Raw genomic sequence first — 19,870 nt, forward strand, 5'->3', positions numbered from 1 at the left:
GGCTACGGCGTGAAGCCGGCTCTGTGATCCCGACCATGACTATGGTATTCATAGATAGCGCGGGTGTGGCAAGGTGAGAGTGAGGAGACCGGGCGGCATGGCCGAGGTGGAGGACTTCCGGGACGCCGTGGCGGGTGTGCTCGACGGGCTCTGGCCCGCCGCTGTCGACGTCGCGACGGCCGACGTCGCCAAGGTCGCCGAGGCCGCCGTCCAGCAGGGGTGGTTCCAGCTCGGACCGGAGGGTGCCGCGGACTACCTCGTCGCCGCCGTGCGCACGCTCGGGCGTCGCGCGTGCCCGCTGCCCCTCGCCGACGCGTACGTCGCCAGCCGGCTCCTGCCCGACCGGGCCGGCGCCATCGGCGCCGGTGAGATCCGTCCGGCCGTCGTCCTGGACACCGGCCCCCTGATCGTCGACGACGCCGGCACGTCCTCCCACGTGCTCGTCGTCGACACCCACACCGGCGCGGTCTCCCTGCGGGAGATCGACGTCGCCGAGCCGCTCGAGGGGCTGGCCCGCCCGGCCTGGCGCCGGCTGGCGCCGGGGGCCGTCGTGGCCGAGCGCACGGTAGAGCCCGCGGCCGTGGCCGAGGCGGTCGCCGTACTGCGCCTGTGCGTCGCCGCCCGCGCCGTCGCCGCCGCGGGCCGGGCGCACGAGCTCGCCGTCGAGCACGCGAAGGTGCGCCGCCAGTTCGGCCGGGTGATCGGCGCGTTCGGCGCCGTCCAACAGCGGGTGGCCGCCGGCCAGATCGACCTGTCCGCGAGCGAGGCGCTGGTCGACGAGGCCGTCGGCGCGCTGCTCGCCGGACGCGACGACGCCCCGCTCGCCGCGGCCCTGGCCGCCCGGCACGCGCGGACCGCCGCGCAGCGGGTGCTCGCCGGCGCCCAGCACACGCTCGGCGCGGTCGGCTTCTTCGAGGAGCACGACGCCGCCTGGCTCTTCCGCCGGGTCCACACCGACCTCACCCATCTCGGCGGCGGTCTCGACGACCGTCGCGATGACGGCGTGGCCGCCCGGCTGCTCGCCGGCGAGGCGCTCCCGCACTTCCACCTGGGGACGCGCGCCGAGGCGTTCCGCGACGAGGTCCGCGCGCTGCTCGCCCGGCACCGGACCGGCGACGGGTACGACGTCGAGGCGCTGCGCCAGGAGATGGACGACCAGGCGCTGCTCGCCCTCAACTGGCCCCCGGAGCACGGCGGTCGCGCGGCCGCTGTCGAGGAGCAGGTCGTGCTCCACGAGGAGATGAAGTACGCCGGCGGCCCGGTCGACCGCGCGATGAGCGCCACGATGCTGATCGGCCACTCGCTGCTGCGCCACGGCACGCCGGAGCAGAAGGCGCAGTTCCTGCCGCTCCTGCACGCCGGGCAGCTGGCGTTCTGCCTCGGCTACTCCGAGCCGGAGGCCGGTTCCGACCTCGCCTCGCTGCGCACCCGCGCGGTCCGCGACGGCGACGGGTGGGTGATCGACGGGCAGAAGCTGTGGACCACGCGCGGGCAGACCGCCTCGCACGTGTGGCTCGCGGTCCGCACCGACCCCGACGCCACGCCCCGGCACGCGGGGATCACCATCTTCCTCGTCCCGATGGACACGCCGGGGATCACCGTCCAGCAGCACGTCGCGCTGTCCGGCGAGATCTCCTGCACCGTGTTCTACGACGGCGTGCGGGTGCCCGACAGCGCCCGGGTCGGCGAGGTGCACGGCGGCTGGAAGGTCGTCACCGACGCGCTCACCGCCGAGCGGGTGGTGATGGGCGGCGTGGCCGCGACGCTGCGCCGGCACTTCGACGAGACGCTCGCGTTGCTGCGGGCCCGGGTCGCGGACGGCGGCACGGTCGACGCCCTCGACCGGGACCGGATCGCCTGGGTCGCCGCGCGGCTCCAGGCCGCCCGGGCGCTCGTGCTGCGGGCGACGCGGTCGATGGACGGCGGCGGCAGTGGCGGCGGCGACGCCCGCATCGCGGGCCCGATGGCCGCCGTCCTCAGCGGCGACCTCGCCGAGGAGCTCGGCCGCACCTGCCTCGACGTCCTCGGTCCCGAGGCCGCGCTCGCCGGCCGGTACGACGCCGCCATCCGGGTCGCGCCGATGTACGTCATCGGCGGCGGCACCAACGACATCCAGCGGGGGATCATCGCCCGTGGCCTCGGCCTGCCCCGGGAGTGAGGGTGCGGACCAAGCTCACGAGTCCGGTGCCTTCGGTGCGCGTGGTGCAGTACGCGTATGGCGGACCGGAGGTCCTCGAGCAGGCGGTGGTGGAGGTCCCTCGACCGCGCGCAGGCGAGGTGCTGGTGCGGATGGCGGCCACGTCGGTCAACCCCATCGACGTGAAGACGCGCGAGGGGAGGGGAGCGGCGGCGTCACTGGGCTCGTTCCCGATCTCCGTGGGATGGGACGTCGCCGGAGTCGTCGAGGCGGTGGGCGAGGACGTGCACTCGCTCGCTGTGGGACAGCGGGTGTTCGGGATGCCCTTCTTTCCGCAGCAGGCGGCCTCCTACGCCGTCCACGTCGTGGCTCCGGTGGAGCACCTGGCCGTCCTGCCGGACGCGGTCGACGTCGCGACAGCGGGGGCGCTGCCGCTGGCCGGTCTGACCGCGCTCTCGGCTGTGCGTGACCTCGCCGGGGCGCGCCCCGGACGACGACTGCTCATTCGCGGCGCGGCGGGCGGCGTCGGCCATCTCGCCGTACAGATCGCGAAGATCCTCGGTGCGGAGGTCGTCGCGGTCGACGGCGCCGAGAAGGGAGACTTCGTCCGAGGCCTCGGGGCCGACGAGTTCCGGGACCGCGCCGACGAGGGTCCCCTGCCGCAGGTCGATGCGGTCGTCGACCTCGTCGGTGGGGCCCAGCTGGCGGGCTCGGTCGCGACGACCGTGCGGGGCGGCGTGGTCGTCTGCGTGCCGGGCGGAGCCGACGCCGGGCTCGATGAGCTCGCGTCCCGGGCGGGGGTGCGCGCGGAGCGCGTCGCCGTCCGTCCCGACCGCGACGGTCTGGAGACACTCGCCCGGTGGTGCGCAGAAGGTGCGCTCCACGTCCACCTCTCCGCGCGGTTCGCGCTCGACGAGATCGTCGAGGCGCACCGCGCGCTGGCCAGCCGCGGGATCCGCGGCAAGATCGGCATCACCGTCGATGCCGCAATCCCATGACGACGAGCACTCTGCGTCGTTCGACGATCTCTCACTGGAGGACACCATGCCGTTGAAGTTCGGTCTCGCCATCATGAACGACTTCCCGCCGGGGGTCGTGCCCGCGTCGCGGGTGTCGATGCTGCGTGAGCAGGTGCGCGCCGCCGCGGATGCCGGCATCTCCTCGATCTGGGTGCTGCAGCACTACCTGGGCAGCATGCCCACCCTCCAGCCGGTGCCGCTGCTGTCGGCGCTCGCGCAGGACGCCGGCGAGATGACGCTCGGTACCAACATGTTCATCCTCCCGCTGCGCCACCCGGTCGAGGTCGCCGAGGAGTTCGCCACGCTCGACCACCTCACCGGCGGTCGTGCGGTGGCCGGCTTCGGCATGGGCTACCGCGAGAACGAGTTCGCCGCCTTCGGCATCCCGATGGACGACCGGGTCGGCCGGTACGACGAGAGCGTGCGGCTCATCCGCCAGCTCTGGAGCGGCGAGCAGGTGACCTTCGAGGGCGAGCACTTCCAGGTGGTGGACGAGAAGATCAGCCTGACCCCCGTCCAGCCCGGCGGTCCGCAGGTCTGGATCGGTGCGGGCCCCCACAAGAAGGGCGCCGAGCGCGCGGCCCGGCTCGGCGACGCGTGGATCGTGCCGCCCCACGTCACGCCCGAGCGGCTGGCCGTCGTCCTCGGTCACTACCGCGCCGAGCGCGAGCGGCTGGGCAAGCAGACCTCCGAGCTGGTGGTGCGCCGCGAGCTCGTGCTCGACGACGACCGGGACCGGGCCCGGGCGATCGGCGTCGCCGCCCGCGGCGCCCTGACCCAGAAGTACGCCGCCTACAACGCGCCGCAACAGGGCGAGGCCTACAAGCACCTGCAGACGGACCAGGCCGCCGAGGAGGTCGCCGACGCGTCGTACCTGTTCACCGACCCGCCCTCGGCTGAGGCCGCGCTCAAGGACCTCGAGGCTCAGGGGCTGACCCATGTCGTGCTGCGGATGCAGTGGTACGAGCTCGGTCAGGAGCAGGTGCTCGCCACGCTGGAGAAGTTCAAGAACGAGGTGCTGCCGGCGTTCCGGTGACCTGGGGCGGGCGGAGCTGTAACTACCTGTTCTTGCTGCTATCTGATCCGTAGACCGGTATGGCAGAGGCAAGGACAGGTAGTTACAGCTCGCGGATCGCGCCGGCAACGACAAACTGCGGACTCGTCACCCTGGCCCCTCGACAGGCCACTTGCTGTCCACAGGGGGTGTAGTAGGCAACCTTGCCCACAGGCCTGACGGGCGAGTGTTGAACGCCGGCGAGGGCGCGCACACCCTCGGGCACATGGATCCTCGTGTGGAAGCTGCCATCGCCGCCAACCACGGAGTCATCAGCCGGGCGCAGGCGCTCGATCTCGGTGTTGGCCCGAGTGCTGTCCGTGCCCTGCTGCGGGATCGGGTGTGGGTCGTGGTGCGACGCGGTGTGTACACGACGCGATCGATCTGGGAGGCCTTCGACGAGTACGTCGCTCGCCCGCTCCTCATTGCCCGCGCGGCCACCTTGAACATCCAGCGTGGGTGGGTCCTCAGTCACGACTCGGCGTGCCACCTTCTCGGGCTGCCGGTTCTGGCCCTGACGGATCCGCTCGTCCACATCACGCGGCCAGGGTGGACCAACGCCTGGACCAGGGACGGGGTGGGGCGCCACCTTGCGCGCTTCGGCGCCGCCCAGGTCATCGAGAAGGACGGGCTGCGTGCGCTGAACCACGCGCGTACCGGCGTCGACATGGCGCGTACGCACGGCGTGCGCAGTGGCCTGGTCGTGTGCGACGCCGTGCTGCGTACCGGGGGGAGGCGCGCCGATCTCGAGGCGGCCGCCGCGATCATGGAGAACTGGCCTGGGCGCACCCATGTCGCGACCTGCATCGAACTGGCTGATCCTGGAGCAGAGACGGCGTTGGAGAGCGTCACCCGCGAGCTCGTCATTGAGGCGGTCGGACGACGACCGGAGACCCAGTTCCCGGTCCGGACCGATCGAGGGATCGTGTGGTGCGACATGGTGGTCGGCAACCACGCCGTGGAGGCGGACGGGCGGGTCAAGCTGCGCCATCGCGACCGCGGCGGGGTGGCCGATGATGCCGAGAATGCGGCGTGGGAGGCAAAACTCCGCGAGCGCGCGATCCGGGACCGAGGTCTGGTGGTCTCACCGGTGGTGTGGGCGGATCACTGGAACGAGCGCCGGGTGGCGACGGTTGAACGAGTGCGGCGTGCGCAAGCCGAGGCCGACCGCGTCTATGGTCGGGAGACGAACCCGGAATTGCTGCGGGAGGCTGAGGAGATTCGCCGGGTCCACGGGGATCGCAAGACTGCCTGACGGGGGGCCTGCTGAGACGTCCTCGGGCTCGCTGGGTTGTAACTATCTGTCGTTGCCACTACCTGACCCGTAGACCGGTACGCCAGTGACACGAACAGGTAGTTACAGCGGGCCGGCCCCTCAGGGAGCCGCCGGCCAGCCGGCGGTCAGGTCGGTGGCGAGGTGCGGGGTGATGGTCTTGTGCCGGAACCGAGCGACGCCGTCGGAGACCGCGACGAGGTCGAGGTAGGTGCCCCAGCCGAGGCCGCTCGCGTCGGGCTCGCGCGCCGTGAACACGAAGTACGACGCGATCTCGACCAGGCCGGGGCCCTGGGGCCGGGTCCGCACGTTCATGATGAAGTGCCGCTTCTCGGACGCCCCGGCCAACCGGTCGCGGTAGAAGCCCGCGACCTCGGCGTGGCCGGTGAAGTCCCCCGCGGGAACGCTGAGCACGCCGTCGTCGGTGAACAGGGCGGCCACCGCCTCCGGCGTCGGGTCGTCCAGCACCTCCGCGTAGGCGTGCAGCAGGTTGCGGGCGAGCTCGGCCTCCTCGAGCCGGGCCACCCGGTCGGCCAGTGCGGCGAGTGCGGCGAGATCCGTCGTGGTCATGCGGTCACCTTCTTCCGGTCCCAGGGTGCCAGGGCGACCAGCTCCGCGAGCGGTACGCCGTCCGCGACCGCCGTCCGGCAGCGCATCAGTCCCGCCGGGATCCCCGCGCCGGAGACCGCGCGGACCCGGCCGTCCGCGACGTGCGCGGCGAGGAAGACGCCGTCGTCGAGGGAGCCGGTGAGCAGGACGACCTCGTCGCCGGCGCGGGGCAGGCCGAGGCACTGGAGCTTGGTGTCGTACTGGTCGCTCCACATGTAGGGGAGCTCGGTGTGCGCCTTCGGGTCCTCGTCGCGCAGGGCGGCGAGGACGTTGCCGGCGACGGTGGCGGCGAGGTCGCCGGCGGCGGTCCAGTGCTCGATCCGGAGCCGGCCGGTGCCGCGTGGGTCGGCCACCGAGGCGAGGTCGCCCACCGCCCAGATGCCGGGGTGGGAGGCGGCGCCGTGCGCGTCGACGGCCACGCCGTCGTCGAGCGCGAGGCCCGAGCCGGCGAGCCAGCCGGTGTCGGGAGCGCCGCCGACGGCGGCGACGACGAGGTCGGTGGCCCAGTGGCTGCCGTCGTCGAGGCGCACGCCGCGGACGTGGCCGTCGGCGGTCGTGAGCTCGGCGACCGCGCGTCCGAGGTGGAGGCCGACGCCGTGGCTGCGGTGCAGGCCGGCGACGACGGCGCCGACCTCCTCGCCGACCACGCGGCACAGCGGCTGGGGGAGCGGGTCGACGAGGTCGACGGCGAGCCCGCGGCCGCGCAGGCCCGCGGCGATCTCGCTGCCGAGCACGCCGGCGCCGACGACGGTGGCGTGCGTGGCGCCGCCGGCGGCGCGCCGGATCGCGAGGCAGTCGTCGAAGGTGCGCAGTGTGTGGACGCCGGCGAGTCCGGCCCAGGCCGGGACGGTGCGGGCGACCAGGCCGGTCGCGAGGACGACGTGGTCGGCGGCCAGGGTGGCGCCGTCGGAGAGCGTGAGTGTGCGGGTGCCGGCGTCGAGCGCGGTGGCCCGGATGCCGAGCCGCAGGTCGAGGTCGAGCTCGGCGAGCCGCTCCGCGGTGCGGAGCACGGGCGGCGCCGCCGGGTCGTCGGTCGCGCTCAGCAGCGCCTTGGACAGCGGTGGCCGGTCGTAGGGGAGGTGCCGCTCGGCGCCGGCCAGGACGAGGGTGCCGTCGTACCCTCCCCGGCGCAGGCGCTCCGCGGTGCGGAGTCCGGCGAGCCCGGCTCCGACGATCACGACACGGGCTGGTTCCATGGATCGACTCCTCATCTGTGGCTGGCGTCACGTGGCACCATACGGTATGTTTCATTATCAGCAATAGACACCCGCGAGGCGACCTGTCGCCGGAGGGAGGACCCATCTCATGTCGTTGACCGATCGGCCCGAGCTGTTCATCGGAGGCACCTGGCGACAGCCACGGGGTGGCGAGGTGATCGAGGTCCGCAACCCGGCGACGCGAGCGCTCGTCGGCCGTGCCGCACTCGCCTCCACGGGGGACGTCGACGCAGCCGTCGCCGCGGCCCGCGCCTCGTTCGACTCCGGCGTGTGGTCGCGAAGCTCACCCGCCGAGCGCGCCGAGGTCCTGCACCGGGCCGCCGACCACCTCGAGAAGCGCGCCCCCGAGCTCGCCGTCAGCATCACCTCCGAGCTGGGCTGCCCGCTGTGGTTCAGCGAGATGGCGCACGTGCCCAACCCGATCCGGCACACCCGCTACTACGCCGACCTGGCGCGTGACTTCGCCTACGACGAGGTCCGGTCCGACGGCCGCAACGCCAGCCTCGTCACCCAGGAGCCGGTCGGCGTGGTCGCCGCCATCACCCCCTGGAACGGCCCGCTCAGCACCCCGTCGCTCAAGCTCGCCCCCGCCCTCGCCGCCGGCTGCTCGGTGATCCTCAAGCCTCCGCCGGAGACCCCCCTCACGGCGTACGCCTTCGCGGACGCCCTGCTCGAGGCGGGACTGCCCGAGGGCGTGCTCAGCATCATCCCGGGCGACCGCGAGGCCGGGGAGCACCTCGTCGAGCACCCCGAGGTCGACAAGATCGCCTTCACCGGCAGCAGCCTCGCCGGCAAGAAGATCATGGCCGCGGCAGCCGCCCGCGTCGCCCGGGTCACCCTGGAGCTCGGCGGCAAGTCCGCCGCGATCGTCCTCGACGACGCGGACCCGTCGGTCGTGGTCCCCGCGCTGCTGCCGATGGCGATGATGGTCAACGGCCAGGCGTGCATCGCGCAGACCCGGGTGCTCGTGCCCCGCTCCCGCGAGACCGAGTTCGTCGACGCGCTCGCCGACGCGATGCGGGCCCAGGTGGTCGGCGACCCGATGGCGTCCGACACCAAGATCGGGCCGATGGTCAGCGAGCGCCAGCGCGACCGCGTCGCCGGCTACATCACCGTCGGCCGGCAGGAGGGCGCCCGCGTCGTCACCGGGGGCGAGAGCCTGGTCCTGCCGCCCGAGCTCGCCGACGGCTGGTTCGTCCCGCCGACGCTGCTCGCCGGGGTCGACAACGGGATGCGCGTGGCGCAGGAGGAGATCTTCGGACCCGTGGTCGCCGTCATCGCGTACGACGACGAGGACGATGCCGTCCGGATCGCGAACGACTCCGTCTACGGCCTGTCCGGCTCGGTGTGGAGCGCGGACGACGAGCGGGCGATCGGCGTCGCCCGGCGGGTGCGCACCGGCATGGTGAGCATCAACGGTCGCCCCCAGGCCTACGGCTCGCCGTTCGGCGGCTACAAGCAGTCGGGCATCGGCCGCGAGATGGGCCCCGAGGGCTTCGCGGCCTTCCTCGAGACCAAGTCGATCGCGGTCGGACTGTGAGCGGCGAGGCGGCCCCGACCGGACGCCTCGCCGACAAGGTCGCGGTCGTCACCGGTGGTGCCAGCGGGATCGGTGCCGGCACCGTGCGGGCCTTCCACGCCGAGGGTGCCTGCGTCGTGATCGCCGATCTGCAGGCCGAGGCGGGCGCGGCCCTCGCCGCCGAGCTGGGGGAGCGTGCTCTCTTCCGCCGCACCGACGTCACCGACGAGGGCTCGGTCAGCGACGTGGTCGACGCGGCGGTGGCGCACTTCGGGCGCCTCGACGTCATGTTCAACAACGCCGGGATCATCGGCGCCGTCGGACCCATCGACCGCACCCGCACCGAGGACGCCGACCTCACCATCGCGGTGAACCTGCGCGGCGTCCTGCTCGGCATGAAGCATGCCGCGCGCGTCATGAAGCCCCAGGGCTCCGGGGTCATCATCTCCACGTCCAGCCCGGCCGCGGTGATGGGTGGCGTCGGCGCGCACGTCTACAGCGCCGTCAAGGCGGGCATCATCGGCCTGTCCCACTCGGTCGCCGCCGAGCTGCGCCCGTTCGGGATCCGCGCGAACGTCGTCATCCCCGGCGCGGTCGTGACCCAGATGACGGCGGACCTGGTTGCGGGCGGAGCCGACGACCTGGCCGGCGCGGAGGCCGCTCTCGACCGCTCCCGCTACATGAGCCGGCCGCTGCGGCCCTCCGACGTCGCCGCCGGTGTCGTCTATCTCGCCAGCGACGACGCTGCCTTCGTCACCGGCGTCGTGCTGCCCGTCGACGCCGGGATGACCGGCGCCGGCGGCCCCTCGTCGATGGCCGCCGCGACGTACGCCGACCAGGCCGGACGCCGTGAGGGCGGTCGCCGGGTGGGCGACCCCGGCCCCGAGGAGGCGTGACGCGTGGTCACCCGAGAGTCCGTCGACGCCCTGCTGACACCGCGCTCCTTCGCGCTGATCGGGGCCAGTGACAAGTCGACCTTCTCCACGCTGCTGCACGGCAACCTGGTCGCCGCGGGTCATGGGGAGAGCACCTTCCTGGTCAACCCGCGGCGCGCCGAGGTGCACGGGCGGACGACGTACCCGACCTGCGCCGCCGTGGGCCGGCCGATCGACCTGGTCCATGTCATGGTCCCGGCGGCCGCCGCCCCCGACGCACTGCGGGACGCCGCGGCGGCCGGTGCCAAGGCCGCGATCGTGCTCAGCTCCGGGTGGTCGGAGACCGGTCCGGAGGGCCTCGCCCGCCAGGAGGCACTGGTCGCACTCGCCGGCGAGCTCGGCATCGCGGTCCTCGGTCCCAACGTGCTCGGCCTGGTCAACGTCGGCGCGGGCATTCCCGCCATGGCACTCTCCGACCCGCCGACCGAGCCGGGCCCGGTCGCGCTGATCTCCCAGAGCGGCGCCAGCTGCGGTGCGATGAAGGAGTTCGCCGCGATGGCCGGCGTCGGCCTCTCGCACGTGCTCACCGTGGGGAACGAGGCGATGGTGAGCGTCGGCCACCTCGTCGACGCACTCGTCGACGACGACGCCGTTCGTGCCGTGGCGATCTTCATGGAGAGCATCAAGCAGCCCGCGATCTTCGCGGACGCCGCGCGCCGCGCGGCCGCCGCGGGCAAGGCCGTCGTCGTGCTCAAGGCCGGCCGCAGCGAGCTCGCGGCGCGCTCCGCCGCGTCCCACACCGGTGCCCTCGTCGGCGACGACCGGGTGGTCGACGCGATGCTCGCGGATCTCGGGGTGATCCGCGTGGACACCATCGAGGAGATGCTGGTCACCGCCGGGATCGCCGCCCACACCGGTCCGCTCGTCCGCCCCGGCATCGGTGTCGTCTCCATCTCCGGCGGCGCCTGCGACATCGTCGCCGACCTGGCCGAGGCCGTCGGTGCCGAGCTGCCCGAGCTCTCCACCGCGACGACCGCCGCGCTGCGGGAGCGGATGCCCGACTTCGGCCACGCCCACAACCCGCTCGACATCACCGGCGCGGCGATCATCGACCCCAGCCTGTGGACGGCGTCCGTCACCGCCGTCGGCACCGACCCCTCCGTCGGTGCTGTGCTCGCGGTCAACAGCCTCCCGTGGCGCGAGGACGGCCGCCCGTTCTACGGCCAGAGGTTCGTCGACGCGATCGGCACGGGCGCCGCGGGCGCGGCCGTGCCGGTCCTCTACGTCACCCAGACCAGCCAGCCCGTAGGCCCCCAGGTGCGCGAGATCCTGCGCCGGGGCGGCATCGGGCACGTCGTGCCGGGACTGCGCCTGGCCGTCGACGGCGTCGGCCGCATCGCGCGCTGGTCCGAGCGCCGACGGCGCCCCCGGCCGCGGCCGACGACCCTGGCGCTGCCCGAGGTCGCCGCGCTGACGCCCGGTGAGCCGCTGTCCGAGGCCGCCGCGCGGGACCTGCTGCTCGCGGCCGGCGTGCCTGCCGTCCCGTCGTGGCACGTGCACTCCGCCGACGAGGCCGCGAAGGCGGCGGCGGACTCCGGCTCGCCGCTGGCGATGAAGATCGTCTCCGCCGACATCGGCCACAAGAGCGACATCGGCGGCGTCCGGCTCGGCGTCGAGCCCGCCCACGCCGCGACGACGTACGACGACCTGGTGGCCACCTGCGCGGCCGCTCGGCCCGATGCGCGCCTGGACGGGGTGCTCATCTCGCCGATGCGCACGCCGGCCACCGAGCTGCTCGTCGGCGTGACCCGCGATCCCGAGTGGGGACTGCTCCTGGCCGTCGGTCTCGGCGGCGTGCTCGTGGAGGTCCTCGACGACGTCGCGCTGGCCCCGCTGCCGGTCGACGAGGCCGCCGTGCTGCGGATGCTGCAGGGGCTGCGCGGCTCCGCCCTGCTCGACGGCGTCCGCGGCCGCCCGGCCGCGGACCGGGCTGCCGTCGCGTCCGCGGTGGCCGGGATCGGCCGGCTCGCCGAGGCTCTCGAGGCCGTGCACGGCGCCGCCTTCGACGGCATCGAGGTCAACCCGCTGCGGGTCGAGGGCAGCGCCGTCGAGGCCCTCGACGCCCTCGTGACCTGGGCCGGCGCGGAGCCGGACGGACACTGATCACCACCCGGCAAGACCGAGAACAGGAGTCAGACCGATGCTCGACGACAAGAGGGTGCTGGTCACCGGTGCCGCCCAGGGGATGGGGCGCGAGATCGCGATCGAGGCGGCGCGCCAGGGCGCGGCGTACGTGACCGTCGCCGACATCGCGGCTGAGGGCGCCGAGGAGACGCTGGCGCTGGTCGAGGAGGCGGGGGGCGCGGGCCAGGTCGTCCGCGTCGACCTGACCGACATGGCCGACGTGCGCGCGATGGTCGACGCGGCCGTCCGTGGCGGCGGCGGGCTGGACACCCTGGTCAACAACGCCGGCGTGATCGACTCCGCCTTCGCGCCGGACCGGGCGAGCGTCGACCTGCTGCCGGAGGACGTGTGGGACAAGGTCATGGCGATCAACGTCAAGGCGGTCTTCGTCGCGACCCAGGCGGCGTCCCCCGCACTGCGGTCCTCCGGGCGCGGCCCCTCGATCGTCAACGCCGCCTCGGTGGCCGGCCTCACCGGCTACGCGTCGCCGGCGTACACCGCCAGCAAGGGGGCGGTCGTGCAGCTGACCAGGTCCACGGCGATCTCGCTGTCGCCCGAGGTGCGCTGCAACGCGTTCGCGCCGGGATCGATCGAGACGCCGATGGCGATGGAGAAGATCGCCTCCGCCGCGGACCCGGTGGCCCAGGAGCGGCTCATGACCGGCGCGCACCTGATCCCGCGCTTCGGCCGCCCGAACGAGGTGGCCCAGGTGGTCTGCTTCCTCGCCTCGGACGCCGCGTCCTTCCTGACCGGCGTGACGCTGCCCGTCGACGGCGGCACCCTGGCCTGGCGCGGCCTGCGGTGAGCACCGGGCGGACGGCACCCGACGACGGGAGCGTCGACTACCGGGTGACACTTGCCAACGAGCGGACGTTCCTCGCCTGGACCCGGACCGCGCTCGGCGCCGCGGCCGCCTCGGTCGCGGTCACCCAGCTGGTCGACGACGGCGACCACCGTCTCCGGGTGGTCCTGGCCGTCGTCCTGGCCGTCGCCGCGGGGGCGGCCGCACTCTGGGGCGCGCGCCGCTGGCGTGCGGTGGAGGCCGCCCTCCAGGCGGGCCGCCCCATCCCGACCTCGGCCCCGTGGCCGGTGGCGGCGGTGCTCGTGGTCGTCGCCGCATGCGCGGTCGTCCTGGCAGTGACCGCCTGACAACGCATCAGGAGCGTGCAGATGAGTGACCCCACAGCCCGGCCCTTCGAGCCCTACCGCGACTTCGGGGGCGAGGTGCGTACGACGATGGCGGAGTCGACCCCGTGGTGGCCCGAGCGTCCCGCGCGCCCGGCGGGCCGGCCGAACGTGATCGTCGTCCTCGCCGACGACCTCGGCTTCTCCGACATCGGCTGCTTCGGCTCGGAGATCCCCACGCCGCACCTGGACGCCACGGCGGCCGACGGCGTGCGCTACGCGAACTTCCGGGTCACCCCCCTGTGCTCGCCGACGCGGGCGGCGCTGATGACGGGGCTCAACGCGCATGCGGCCGGCATCGCCTTCCCCACGCACGTCGATCCCGGCTTCCCCGGCTATCGCTCGGAGCTGCCGCTCGACCAACCGGTGCTGCCGGAGATCTTCCGGGCCAACGGCTACGCCACCTTGATGGTCGGCAAGTGGCACCTGTGCAAGGACGAGGACTTCTCGGAGGCGGGCAGCCGGCACAACTGGCCGCTGCAGCGCGGATTCGACCAGTACTACGGGTTCCTCGAGGCGCTCACCGACTTCCACCACCCGCACCGGCTGATCGAGGGCAACTCGGTCGTCCAGGTCGACGAGTACCCCGACGACTACTACCTCACCGACGACCTCACCGACCGCGCCGTGCGGATGATCCGTGAGGTGCGCACGGCCGACCCGGACAAGCCGTTCTTCCTCTACCTCTCCCACGGCGGCGTGCACGCTCCGATGCAGGCGCGGGCCGAGGACATCGCCCGGCACCGGGGCCGGTACGACGAGGGCTGGGACCTCGTGCGGGAGCGGCGCCTGGCCCGCCAGATCGAGCTCGGCATCATGCCGGAAGGCACGACGCTGCCCGCGCGCAACGGCGAGGAGGGCCTGGACGTCGGACCGTGGGACGCGCTCTCGGCCACCGAGCGCCGGGTGCATGCCCGCCAGATGGAGGTCTACGCCGCCATGGTGGAGGCGATCGACCGCGGTGTCGGCCGGCTGCGCGACGTGCTCGCCGAGCTCGGCGAGCTCGAGAACACCATCATCATGTTCAGCAGCGACAACGGCGCGGCCCGGTTGAGCGACCAGCCGCGACCGGTCCCGAGCTGGGCCACCTCGCCGGACACCGGCACCGCGTCGTACTTCGGCTACATGCAGAACCCCGAGGTGTGCGAGATCGACGAGCGGCTGCCGGAGATCCTCGACGACCTGGGTGGTCCGACGACGTGGCCGCACTACCCTCGTGGGTGGGCGATGGCCTCGAACACTCCCTTCCGGCTCTACAAGTTCAGCACGCTGCGGGGCGGCCAGCAGTCGCCGTTCGTCTTCTCCTGGCCGGCACGCCTCCCGGAGGGGGGAGCGGTGGTCCGCCGCCAGTACACCCACATCACCGACGTGCTGCCCACCCTGGTCGACCTGCTCGGACTGGAGGTGCCGCTCTCGCCGACGGCGGTCCCGGGAGCCGCCGTGGCGGGCAGCAGCTTCGCGCCGACACTGGCCGACGCGGCCGCGGCCGCCACCCATCGCGAGCAGTACACCGAGTGCGTGGGCAACCGGTCCTACTACAAGGACGGCTGGGAGGCGGCCACGGTACGCCGACCGCTCACGCCCTTCGACGAGGAGAGCTGGCAGCTCTTCCACGAGTCGGACCCGGTGCAGGCCGACGACCTCGCCGAGCGGCACCCGGAGAAGGTCGCCGAGCTGGTGGCCGACTTCGACCGGGCGGCCCGCGCGAACCAGGTCTATCCGCTGGACGAGGGCTCGGGAGTGAAGTTCCTGCAGCGCCCTCCGGCGCCCACCCCCCGTCCGGTCCGGATCGCCGCGGGCACGCCCACCCTCGAACGGCACCGGGCCGGCGCACTGGTCCAGGGTGCGCGATGGCGGGTCGAGCTGGAGTGGACCTATCGGCAGGGCGACGAGGGCGTGCTCCTCGCGCACGGCAGCCAGGCCGCGGGCTACCTGCTGTTCGTCGAGGAGGGCGGCCTCTGGTTCGAGCACAACGACTTCGGCACGCCTCGGCGCCTCGGCCCGGTGCCGCTGACCGACGGCCTCCGTGGGCTGGAGCTCGCGGTGACGACGAACGGCGGCCGGTGGGACGCCGTCGTCCGGCTCGGTGACGGCAGCGTGCTGGAGGCGCCGGGACTGCGGCGCTTCGGGGGCTTCTTGCCGTTCGAGGGGATCGACGTCGGCATCTGCCGGCGTTCCCCGGTCTCGTGGGAGCTCTACCGCCGCCGTCGGTCCTTCCCGTACTCCGGCGACCTGCGAGCCGCCACCTATCACCCCGACCCGGGCGTCGCCGAGGGGCTGGCGGCCCGGTTGGCCGAGGCCCGCCGACTCGCCCTGAACACCCAGTGAGCGGCGCGGCGAGCCCGGGCGAGCCTCCGGACCCGGGGGCTCCCCGGCGGATCGCGCTGCCGGGCGGACGGTTCGCGATGGGCTCGACCGCCTTCTACGACGAGGAGGGCCCCGTCCGCCAGGTCGAGGTGGGCCCGTTCGCGGTCGACCGGGGTCCGGTGACGAACGCGCGCTTCGCCCGGTTCGTGGCGGACACCGGCCACGTGACGCGCGCCGAGCGCCTGGGCGCCGCCGTGTTCGTCGTCCCCGAGGGTGTGGTCGACCTCGCCGATCCGTCCTGGTGGCGCCTGGTCCCGGGTGCGTCGTGGCGCGCCCCCGAGGGGCCGGGGAGCGACGTCGCTGCCCGCGCTGATCACCCGGTCGTGCACGTGGATCTCGCCGACGCCGAGGCGTTCGCCGCCTGGGCGGGCGGTCGACTGCCGACGGAGGCCGAATGGGAGTACGCCGCCCGGGGTGGGGCGAGCACCGCCTACCCGTGGGGCGACTCGCCCCGGCCGGGCGGTCGCGTCCCGGCCGTCGTGTGGGACGGCGACTTCCCGGTCGTGGGGCCGGGCGGCTGGGGCACCCGGCCGGTGGGCTCGCACCCGGCGAACGGCTTCGGCCTGGTGGACGTGGTGGGCCAGGTCTGGGAGTGGACGACGACGGCGTACGTCGAGCCCGCGGCCGGGTGCTGCGCGGCGGGTCGCGACCCGTGGGCGCCCCCCGACCCGCCGCGGGTGCTCAAGGGCGGCTCGTTCCTGTGCGCGGACAACTACTGCCGGCGCTACCGGCCGGCGGCTCGGATCCCGCTCACCCCGGACTCCGCGAGCGCCAACGTGGGCTTCCGCTGCGTGTTCTCGCCTGCGGATCCGGCAGCTGGCGGGAATTGATGCGCATCATCTATTGACGTGGCGGCAATCTAGGCTAATGATATTCATGGCGCGTGATGGAGGTCACGCACCATGACCGTGGTCACCGAGTGATCATCAGAATCGCAGGATGGAGATTCAGGCCAATGGCTGGATTGCGTAAGTCTCAGCGGGTCAGCGTGCTGACCGCCCTGGCTGTGGTGGGCGCGACCGCCCTCGCTGGATGTGCCGAATCGAGCAGCTCGGGCTCGTCAGGCGGAGAGGGCGGAGAGGGCATCGACGCCGGTGCCAGCATGGAGGAGTACCAGGAGGCGTTCGACGACGTCTCCGAGATCACCCTGCTGACCCAGACACCGGCGCCCAAGGGCTCGGTGACCGGTCTGCCGATGGAGCGGTACTTCGAGGCCGTCGAGGAGTGGTCGGGCGGCAAGATCAAGTTCGACGTCTCCTACTCGAACGCGGTGGCCGAGCCCGGTGAGGCCGACGACGCGCTGACCGACGGACGGCTCGACATCGCCTCGGTGCTCCCGATCTACGACCCCAGCGAGTACCCCGCCAACGCGGCGCTGATCGAGGCGGGCTTCATCTCCGACCAGAGCGCCATCGACGGCGTCCTGGCCTCGAACGCCTGGCCGAACCAGGTCGCGTTCGAGACCGACGAGATCATGCAGGAGTTCGACGACCACGGCATGGTGCCGATGGTGCCGATCTACAACTCAGGGGCCAACGCCCTGTTCTGCTCCCAGGCACGCACCAGCCTCGGCGACATCAAGGGCACGTCCGTCGGCTCCGGCGGCCAGGCACAGTCCGCGCAGGTCGAGGCCCTCGGCGGCTCGCCCTCCTCCATTCCCTACACCGAGCTCTACGAGAGCCTCCAGCGCGGCGTCGTCGACTGCACGGTCGCCAGCCCCACGGTCGCGGTCCTCGGCGGCTTCCTCGAGGCGGCGCCCTTCGTGACCATCGACCCGCAGGCCGGATTCGGCCTGGCGCCGGGAGCGCTGGCGTTCAGCAAGACGACGTGGGACGGCCTCCCGCTGGTCGCCCAGCAGCTGCTCTGGGACCGTCTCGACATCTTCGTCGGCAGCAACGTCGACGACAAGATCTTCGTCAACAACGCCCAGATGGCCGACGACGTCGCGAAGTTCAAGGGCGGCATCCAGGCGTTCGACGAGGATGCGCGGGCGAAGCTCCAGGAGAAGAACGAGGAGCTGCTCGCCAACCTCGCCAAGACCGAGGCCGTCGCGGACGGCGCGGCCTTCGTCCAGGCGATGCAGGACGCGAACGACGAGTGGAACGCCACCGTCGCGGAGTACGGCTTCGAGGACGTGGGCTACGCCGAGTTCGGCGCCTGGTTCGCGCAGAACAAGGACTCGATCGACCTCACGGAGTACACCGCCGCGGTCATGGAGATCCTCTCGGAGCACCGGCCCTCCTGAGCCCGACCGGTGGCCCGGGTCCCGAGCCCGGGCCACCGGACGACTCCTTCCGACGGAGAGAGACAGATGAGCAACGCAACCCAGCGCAAGGGACACTTCCGGCCCGCACTGCTGATCGAGGTCCCGGCCGTGGTGGTGACCTTCGCGATGATGGTCCACGTCACCGCGAACGCGCTGATGCGGACCTTCGCGAACGATCCGCTCCCCAACACGCTCGAGATCACCCAGTACTGGTACCTGCCGATCATCGCCTTCCTCGGCTTCATCGCCGCCCAGGCGCGGGGGCAGCACATCGCGGCCGACCTGATCTACGAGCGGTTCCCCGAGGCGACCAAGCGCTACGTGCTCGCCGTGCTGTCCGTCCTCGCCGCCGTCGTGTGCCTGGGCTTCGCCTGGTTCGGCTGGGGCGAGGCGGTCCACGCCAAGGACATCGGCAAGACGGCCGGGGTCAGCAACCTGGTGGCGTGGCCGCCGTACTTCCTGGTCCCGCTCTGCTTCGGCATCTTGTTCGTCCAGTTCCTCTACGCCGCCGTCCGGGCGATCGTGAAGGGCGACGACCAGCACGTCGTCACCGATCCCGACGACGTCCTGCTGCTCGACGAGCTGGACGAGATGGAGGCGCAGGAGCACGAGAAGCACCGCAACGAGAAGGAGGCTGCCCGATGAGCGCCGACATCGCCGTCGACCCCGCCGCGGCACCGCCCGCGGACCCCGCGGACCCGCAGGGCTCGAAACCACGTGACTCCGCACGCTCGTGGATCTTCTTCGCCGTAACCGTGGCCCTGATCATCGGGTCGACCACCGCGATGCTGCTGCCGCTGGTTCCCGAGGCCATCGGCATCGCCGCGATCGTGCTGATGCTCTGCATGATCTTCATCCGGCTCCCCGTCGCGCTGGCGATGATCGTCCCCGCCCTGATCGGCATGTACGCCCTACGAGGTGAGCTGCTGGTCGAGAGCGCGCTCACCACGCTGCCCTACAGCCAGGTGGCGGAGTGGAGCCTGAGCGTCGTCCCGATGTTCATCCTGATGGGCCTGCTGCTCTGGAAGGCCGGACTCACCGAGAGTCTCTACTCCGCGGGGCGCAAGTGGCTCGGGTGGATGCCCGGCGGCCTGGCGGTCGGCACCAACATCGCCGGCGCCGGACTGGCCTCGGTGAGTGGCTCCTCGGTCGGCACCGCCTATGCGCTGGCGCGCATCGGCATCCCCGAGATGCTCAAGGCCGGCTACGACAAGAGGCTGGCCATCGGCGCGGTGATCGTCGCCGGGCTGCCCGGCCAGCTCATCCCGCCGAGCATCATGCTGGTGATCTACGCCGGCATCGCCGAGGTGCCGATCGGTCCCCAGCTGCTGGCCGGCATCGGCCCGGGCATCCTGGTCGCGATCCTGTTCACGGTGATGATCGTGATCTTCGCGAAGCGCTGGGCGCCCACGGTCGCCGAGGAGGCGGCCGGCCAGGACCCGGTCACCTGGGGCGACCGCTTCGGCAGTCTCGCCAAGATCTGGCCGGTCCCCATCTTGATCGTGGTGATCGTCTGGGGCATGTTCTCCGGCACCTTCACCGCCACCGAGGCGGGTGCCTGCGCCGCGCTGGTCTCGCTGCTGATCACCTTCATCTGGAAGAGGGGCGACGGCCCGTTCCGCGCCATCGCCGACGCCTCCGTCGCGACGGTCAGCAGCGTGGGTGGCATCTTCTTCATGCTGATCGGTGTGGAGATGCTCTCCCGGATGTTCACCCTGACCGGGATCAGCACCGGGTTCGCCGAGCTGGTCGAGTCGATGGACCTCAACCGGGTGACCTTCCTGCTGCTGATGATGGTCGTCTACATCGTGCTGGGCACCTTCATGGAGCCGTTGCCGATGATGGTCCTCACCATCCCGATCCTGATGCCGACGCTCATCTCCCTGGACATCTCGCTGCTCTGGTACGGCGCCTTCGCCGTCCTCATGGGCGAGCTGGCGGTGGTCACGCCCCCGGTCGGCATCCTCGCCTTCATCATCCACCAGATCACGAAGGAGCCCGAGGTCAACCAGGGGCAGAACATCCGCCTCAACGACGTGTTCAACGCCTGCTGGTGGTTCATGCCGATGGCGATCCTGGTGACCGTCATATTGATCTTCTTCCCCGAGATCAGCACCTGGCTGCCCAGCATGGCCTCCGACAGCTGATCGATCCCGCCAGCCCCG

The 19,870-nt window shown here is 72.5% G+C and carries 16 protein-coding genes; 14 read left to right on the plus strand and 2 right to left on the minus strand.

The annotated features are described in order from the left end of the window. The first annotated feature begins 97 nt into the window (after positions 1–97). The 4 genes from KVF89_RS27340 to KVF89_RS27355 all read left to right on the plus strand — a co-directional run bounded on the left by KVF89_RS27340 (position 98) and on the right by KVF89_RS27355 (position 5,465). Positions 98–2,158: an acyl-CoA dehydrogenase family protein gene (locus KVF89_RS27340; protein ID WP_257430294.1), complete on the plus strand. Its 2,061-nt coding sequence runs from the start codon at positions 98–100 to the stop codon at positions 2,156–2,158. Positions 2,159–2,160: 2 nt separating this feature from the next. Further along, entirely contained in the window at positions 2,161–3,135 is a 975-nt protein-coding gene (locus KVF89_RS27345) for an NADP-dependent oxidoreductase (protein WP_257430295.1), read from the plus strand. Beyond that, a complete protein-coding gene (locus tag KVF89_RS27350) occupies positions 3,119–4,192 on the plus strand; it encodes an LLM class flavin-dependent oxidoreductase (protein ID WP_257430296.1) in 1,074 nt (357 codons plus the stop codon). The genes KVF89_RS27345 and KVF89_RS27350 overlap by 17 nt, the downstream gene beginning before the upstream one ends. A 244-nt stretch (positions 4,193–4,436) precedes the next feature. Continuing rightward, complete coding sequence (locus KVF89_RS27355; protein ID WP_257430297.1) at positions 4,437–5,465, plus strand: type IV toxin-antitoxin system AbiEi family antitoxin domain-containing protein; 1,029 nt, start codon at positions 4,437–4,439, stop codon at positions 5,463–5,465. Positions 5,466–5,585: 120 nt separating this feature from the next. On the opposite strand, the gene KVF89_RS27360 is transcribed toward KVF89_RS27355, so the two are convergent. Then, the gene (locus KVF89_RS27360) at positions 5,586–6,053 is read right to left on the minus strand and encodes a nuclear transport factor 2 family protein (RefSeq protein ID WP_257430298.1); all 468 of its coding nucleotides are present in this window, start codon (positions 6,051–6,053) and stop codon (positions 5,586–5,588) included. After that, positions 6,050–7,288, minus strand: coding sequence for an NAD(P)/FAD-dependent oxidoreductase (locus tag KVF89_RS27365; RefSeq protein WP_257430299.1), 1,239 nt, complete (start codon positions 7,286–7,288; stop codon positions 6,050–6,052). The genes KVF89_RS27360 and KVF89_RS27365 overlap by 4 nt, the downstream gene beginning before the upstream one ends. A 109-nt stretch (positions 7,289–7,397) precedes the next feature. Between KVF89_RS27365 and KVF89_RS27370 the strand changes: the two genes are divergently transcribed. From KVF89_RS27370 to KVF89_RS27415, 10 genes are all read left to right on the plus strand, one after another. Then, positions 7,398–8,849, plus strand: a complete 1,452-nt coding sequence (locus KVF89_RS27370) for an aldehyde dehydrogenase (RefSeq protein ID WP_257430300.1) — start codon at positions 7,398–7,400, stop codon at positions 8,847–8,849. Continuing rightward, positions 8,846–9,724, plus strand: a complete 879-nt coding sequence (locus KVF89_RS27375; protein ID WP_257430301.1) for an SDR family oxidoreductase — start codon at positions 8,846–8,848, stop codon at positions 9,722–9,724. Before KVF89_RS27370 ends, KVF89_RS27375 begins: the two co-directional genes overlap by 4 nt. Positions 9,725–9,727: 3 nt before the next feature. After that, on the plus strand, positions 9,728–11,866 hold the full coding sequence (locus KVF89_RS27380) for an acetate--CoA ligase family protein (RefSeq protein WP_257430302.1): 2,139 nt from the start codon (positions 9,728–9,730) through the stop codon (positions 11,864–11,866). Between the two features lie 37 nt (positions 11,867–11,903). After that, entirely contained in the window at positions 11,904–12,692 is a 789-nt protein-coding gene (locus KVF89_RS27385) for an SDR family NAD(P)-dependent oxidoreductase (RefSeq protein ID WP_257430303.1), read from the plus strand. Further along, positions 12,689–13,036, plus strand: coding sequence for a DUF202 domain-containing protein (locus KVF89_RS27390; protein WP_257430304.1), 348 nt, complete (start codon positions 12,689–12,691; stop codon positions 13,034–13,036). The genes KVF89_RS27385 and KVF89_RS27390 overlap by 4 nt, the downstream gene beginning before the upstream one ends. 21 nt (positions 13,037–13,057) lie before the next feature. Further along, positions 13,058–15,400, plus strand: a complete 2,343-nt coding sequence (locus tag KVF89_RS27395; protein ID WP_257430305.1) for an arylsulfatase — start codon at positions 13,058–13,060, stop codon at positions 15,398–15,400. After that, on the plus strand, positions 15,397–16,269 hold the full coding sequence (locus KVF89_RS27400) for a formylglycine-generating enzyme family protein (RefSeq protein ID WP_257430306.1): 873 nt from the start codon (positions 15,397–15,399) through the stop codon (positions 16,267–16,269). The genes KVF89_RS27395 and KVF89_RS27400 overlap by 4 nt, the downstream gene beginning before the upstream one ends. A gap of 272 nt (positions 16,270–16,541) precedes the next feature. Then, positions 16,542–17,684, plus strand: a complete 1,143-nt coding sequence (gene dctP, locus KVF89_RS27405) for a TRAP transporter substrate-binding protein DctP (RefSeq protein ID WP_257430307.1) — start codon at positions 16,542–16,544, stop codon at positions 17,682–17,684. Between the two features lie 66 nt (positions 17,685–17,750). Next, entirely contained in the window at positions 17,751–18,350 is a 600-nt protein-coding gene (locus KVF89_RS27410; RefSeq protein WP_257430308.1) for a TRAP transporter small permease, read from the plus strand. Then, positions 18,347–19,852 (plus strand): TRAP transporter large permease, encoded by a 1,506-nt coding sequence (locus tag KVF89_RS27415; RefSeq protein ID WP_257430309.1) that lies wholly within the window; start codon positions 18,347–18,349, stop codon positions 19,850–19,852. The genes KVF89_RS27410 and KVF89_RS27415 overlap by 4 nt, the downstream gene beginning before the upstream one ends. Positions 19,853–19,870 lie beyond the last annotated feature (18 nt).

It is taken from the genome of Nocardioides carbamazepini (assembly GCF_024614185.1).
GTDB lineage: Bacteria > Actinomycetota > Actinomycetes > Propionibacteriales > Nocardioidaceae > Nocardioides > Nocardioides carbamazepini.

Excerpts from the sequence above, each read along its gene's own strand:
- KVF89_RS27385 (WP_257430303.1), top strand. The coding sequence starts at position 11,904 with ATGCTCGACGACAAGAGGGTGCTGGTCACCGGTGCCGCCCAGGGGATG.
- KVF89_RS27340 (WP_257430294.1), top strand. The coding sequence starts at position 98 with ATGGCCGAGGTGGAGGACTTCCGGGACGCCGTGGCGGGTGTGCTCGAC.
- KVF89_RS27410 (WP_257430308.1), top strand. The coding sequence starts at position 17,751 with ATGAGCAACGCAACCCAGCGCAAGGGACACTTCCGGCCCGCACTGCTG.
- KVF89_RS27365 (WP_257430299.1), bottom strand. The coding sequence starts at position 7,288 with ATGGAACCAGCCCGTGTCGTGATCGTCGGAGCCGGGCTCGCCGGACTC.
- dctP (WP_257430307.1), top strand. The coding sequence starts at position 16,542 with ATGGAGGAGTACCAGGAGGCGTTCGACGACGTCTCCGAGATCACCCTG.
- KVF89_RS27355 (WP_257430297.1), top strand. The coding sequence starts at position 4,437 with ATGGATCCTCGTGTGGAAGCTGCCATCGCCGCCAACCACGGAGTCATC.
- KVF89_RS27415 (WP_257430309.1), top strand. The coding sequence starts at position 18,347 with ATGAGCGCCGACATCGCCGTCGACCCCGCCGCGGCACCGCCCGCGGAC.
- KVF89_RS27350 (WP_257430296.1), top strand. The coding sequence starts at position 3,119 with ATGCCGCAATCCCATGACGACGAGCACTCTGCGTCGTTCGACGATCTC.
- KVF89_RS27395 (WP_257430305.1), top strand. The coding sequence starts at position 13,058 with ATGAGTGACCCCACAGCCCGGCCCTTCGAGCCCTACCGCGACTTCGGG.
- KVF89_RS27360 (WP_257430298.1), bottom strand. The coding sequence starts at position 6,053 with ATGACCACGACGGATCTCGCCGCACTCGCCGCACTGGCCGACCGGGTG.
- KVF89_RS27370 (WP_257430300.1), top strand. The coding sequence starts at position 7,398 with ATGTCGTTGACCGATCGGCCCGAGCTGTTCATCGGAGGCACCTGGCGA.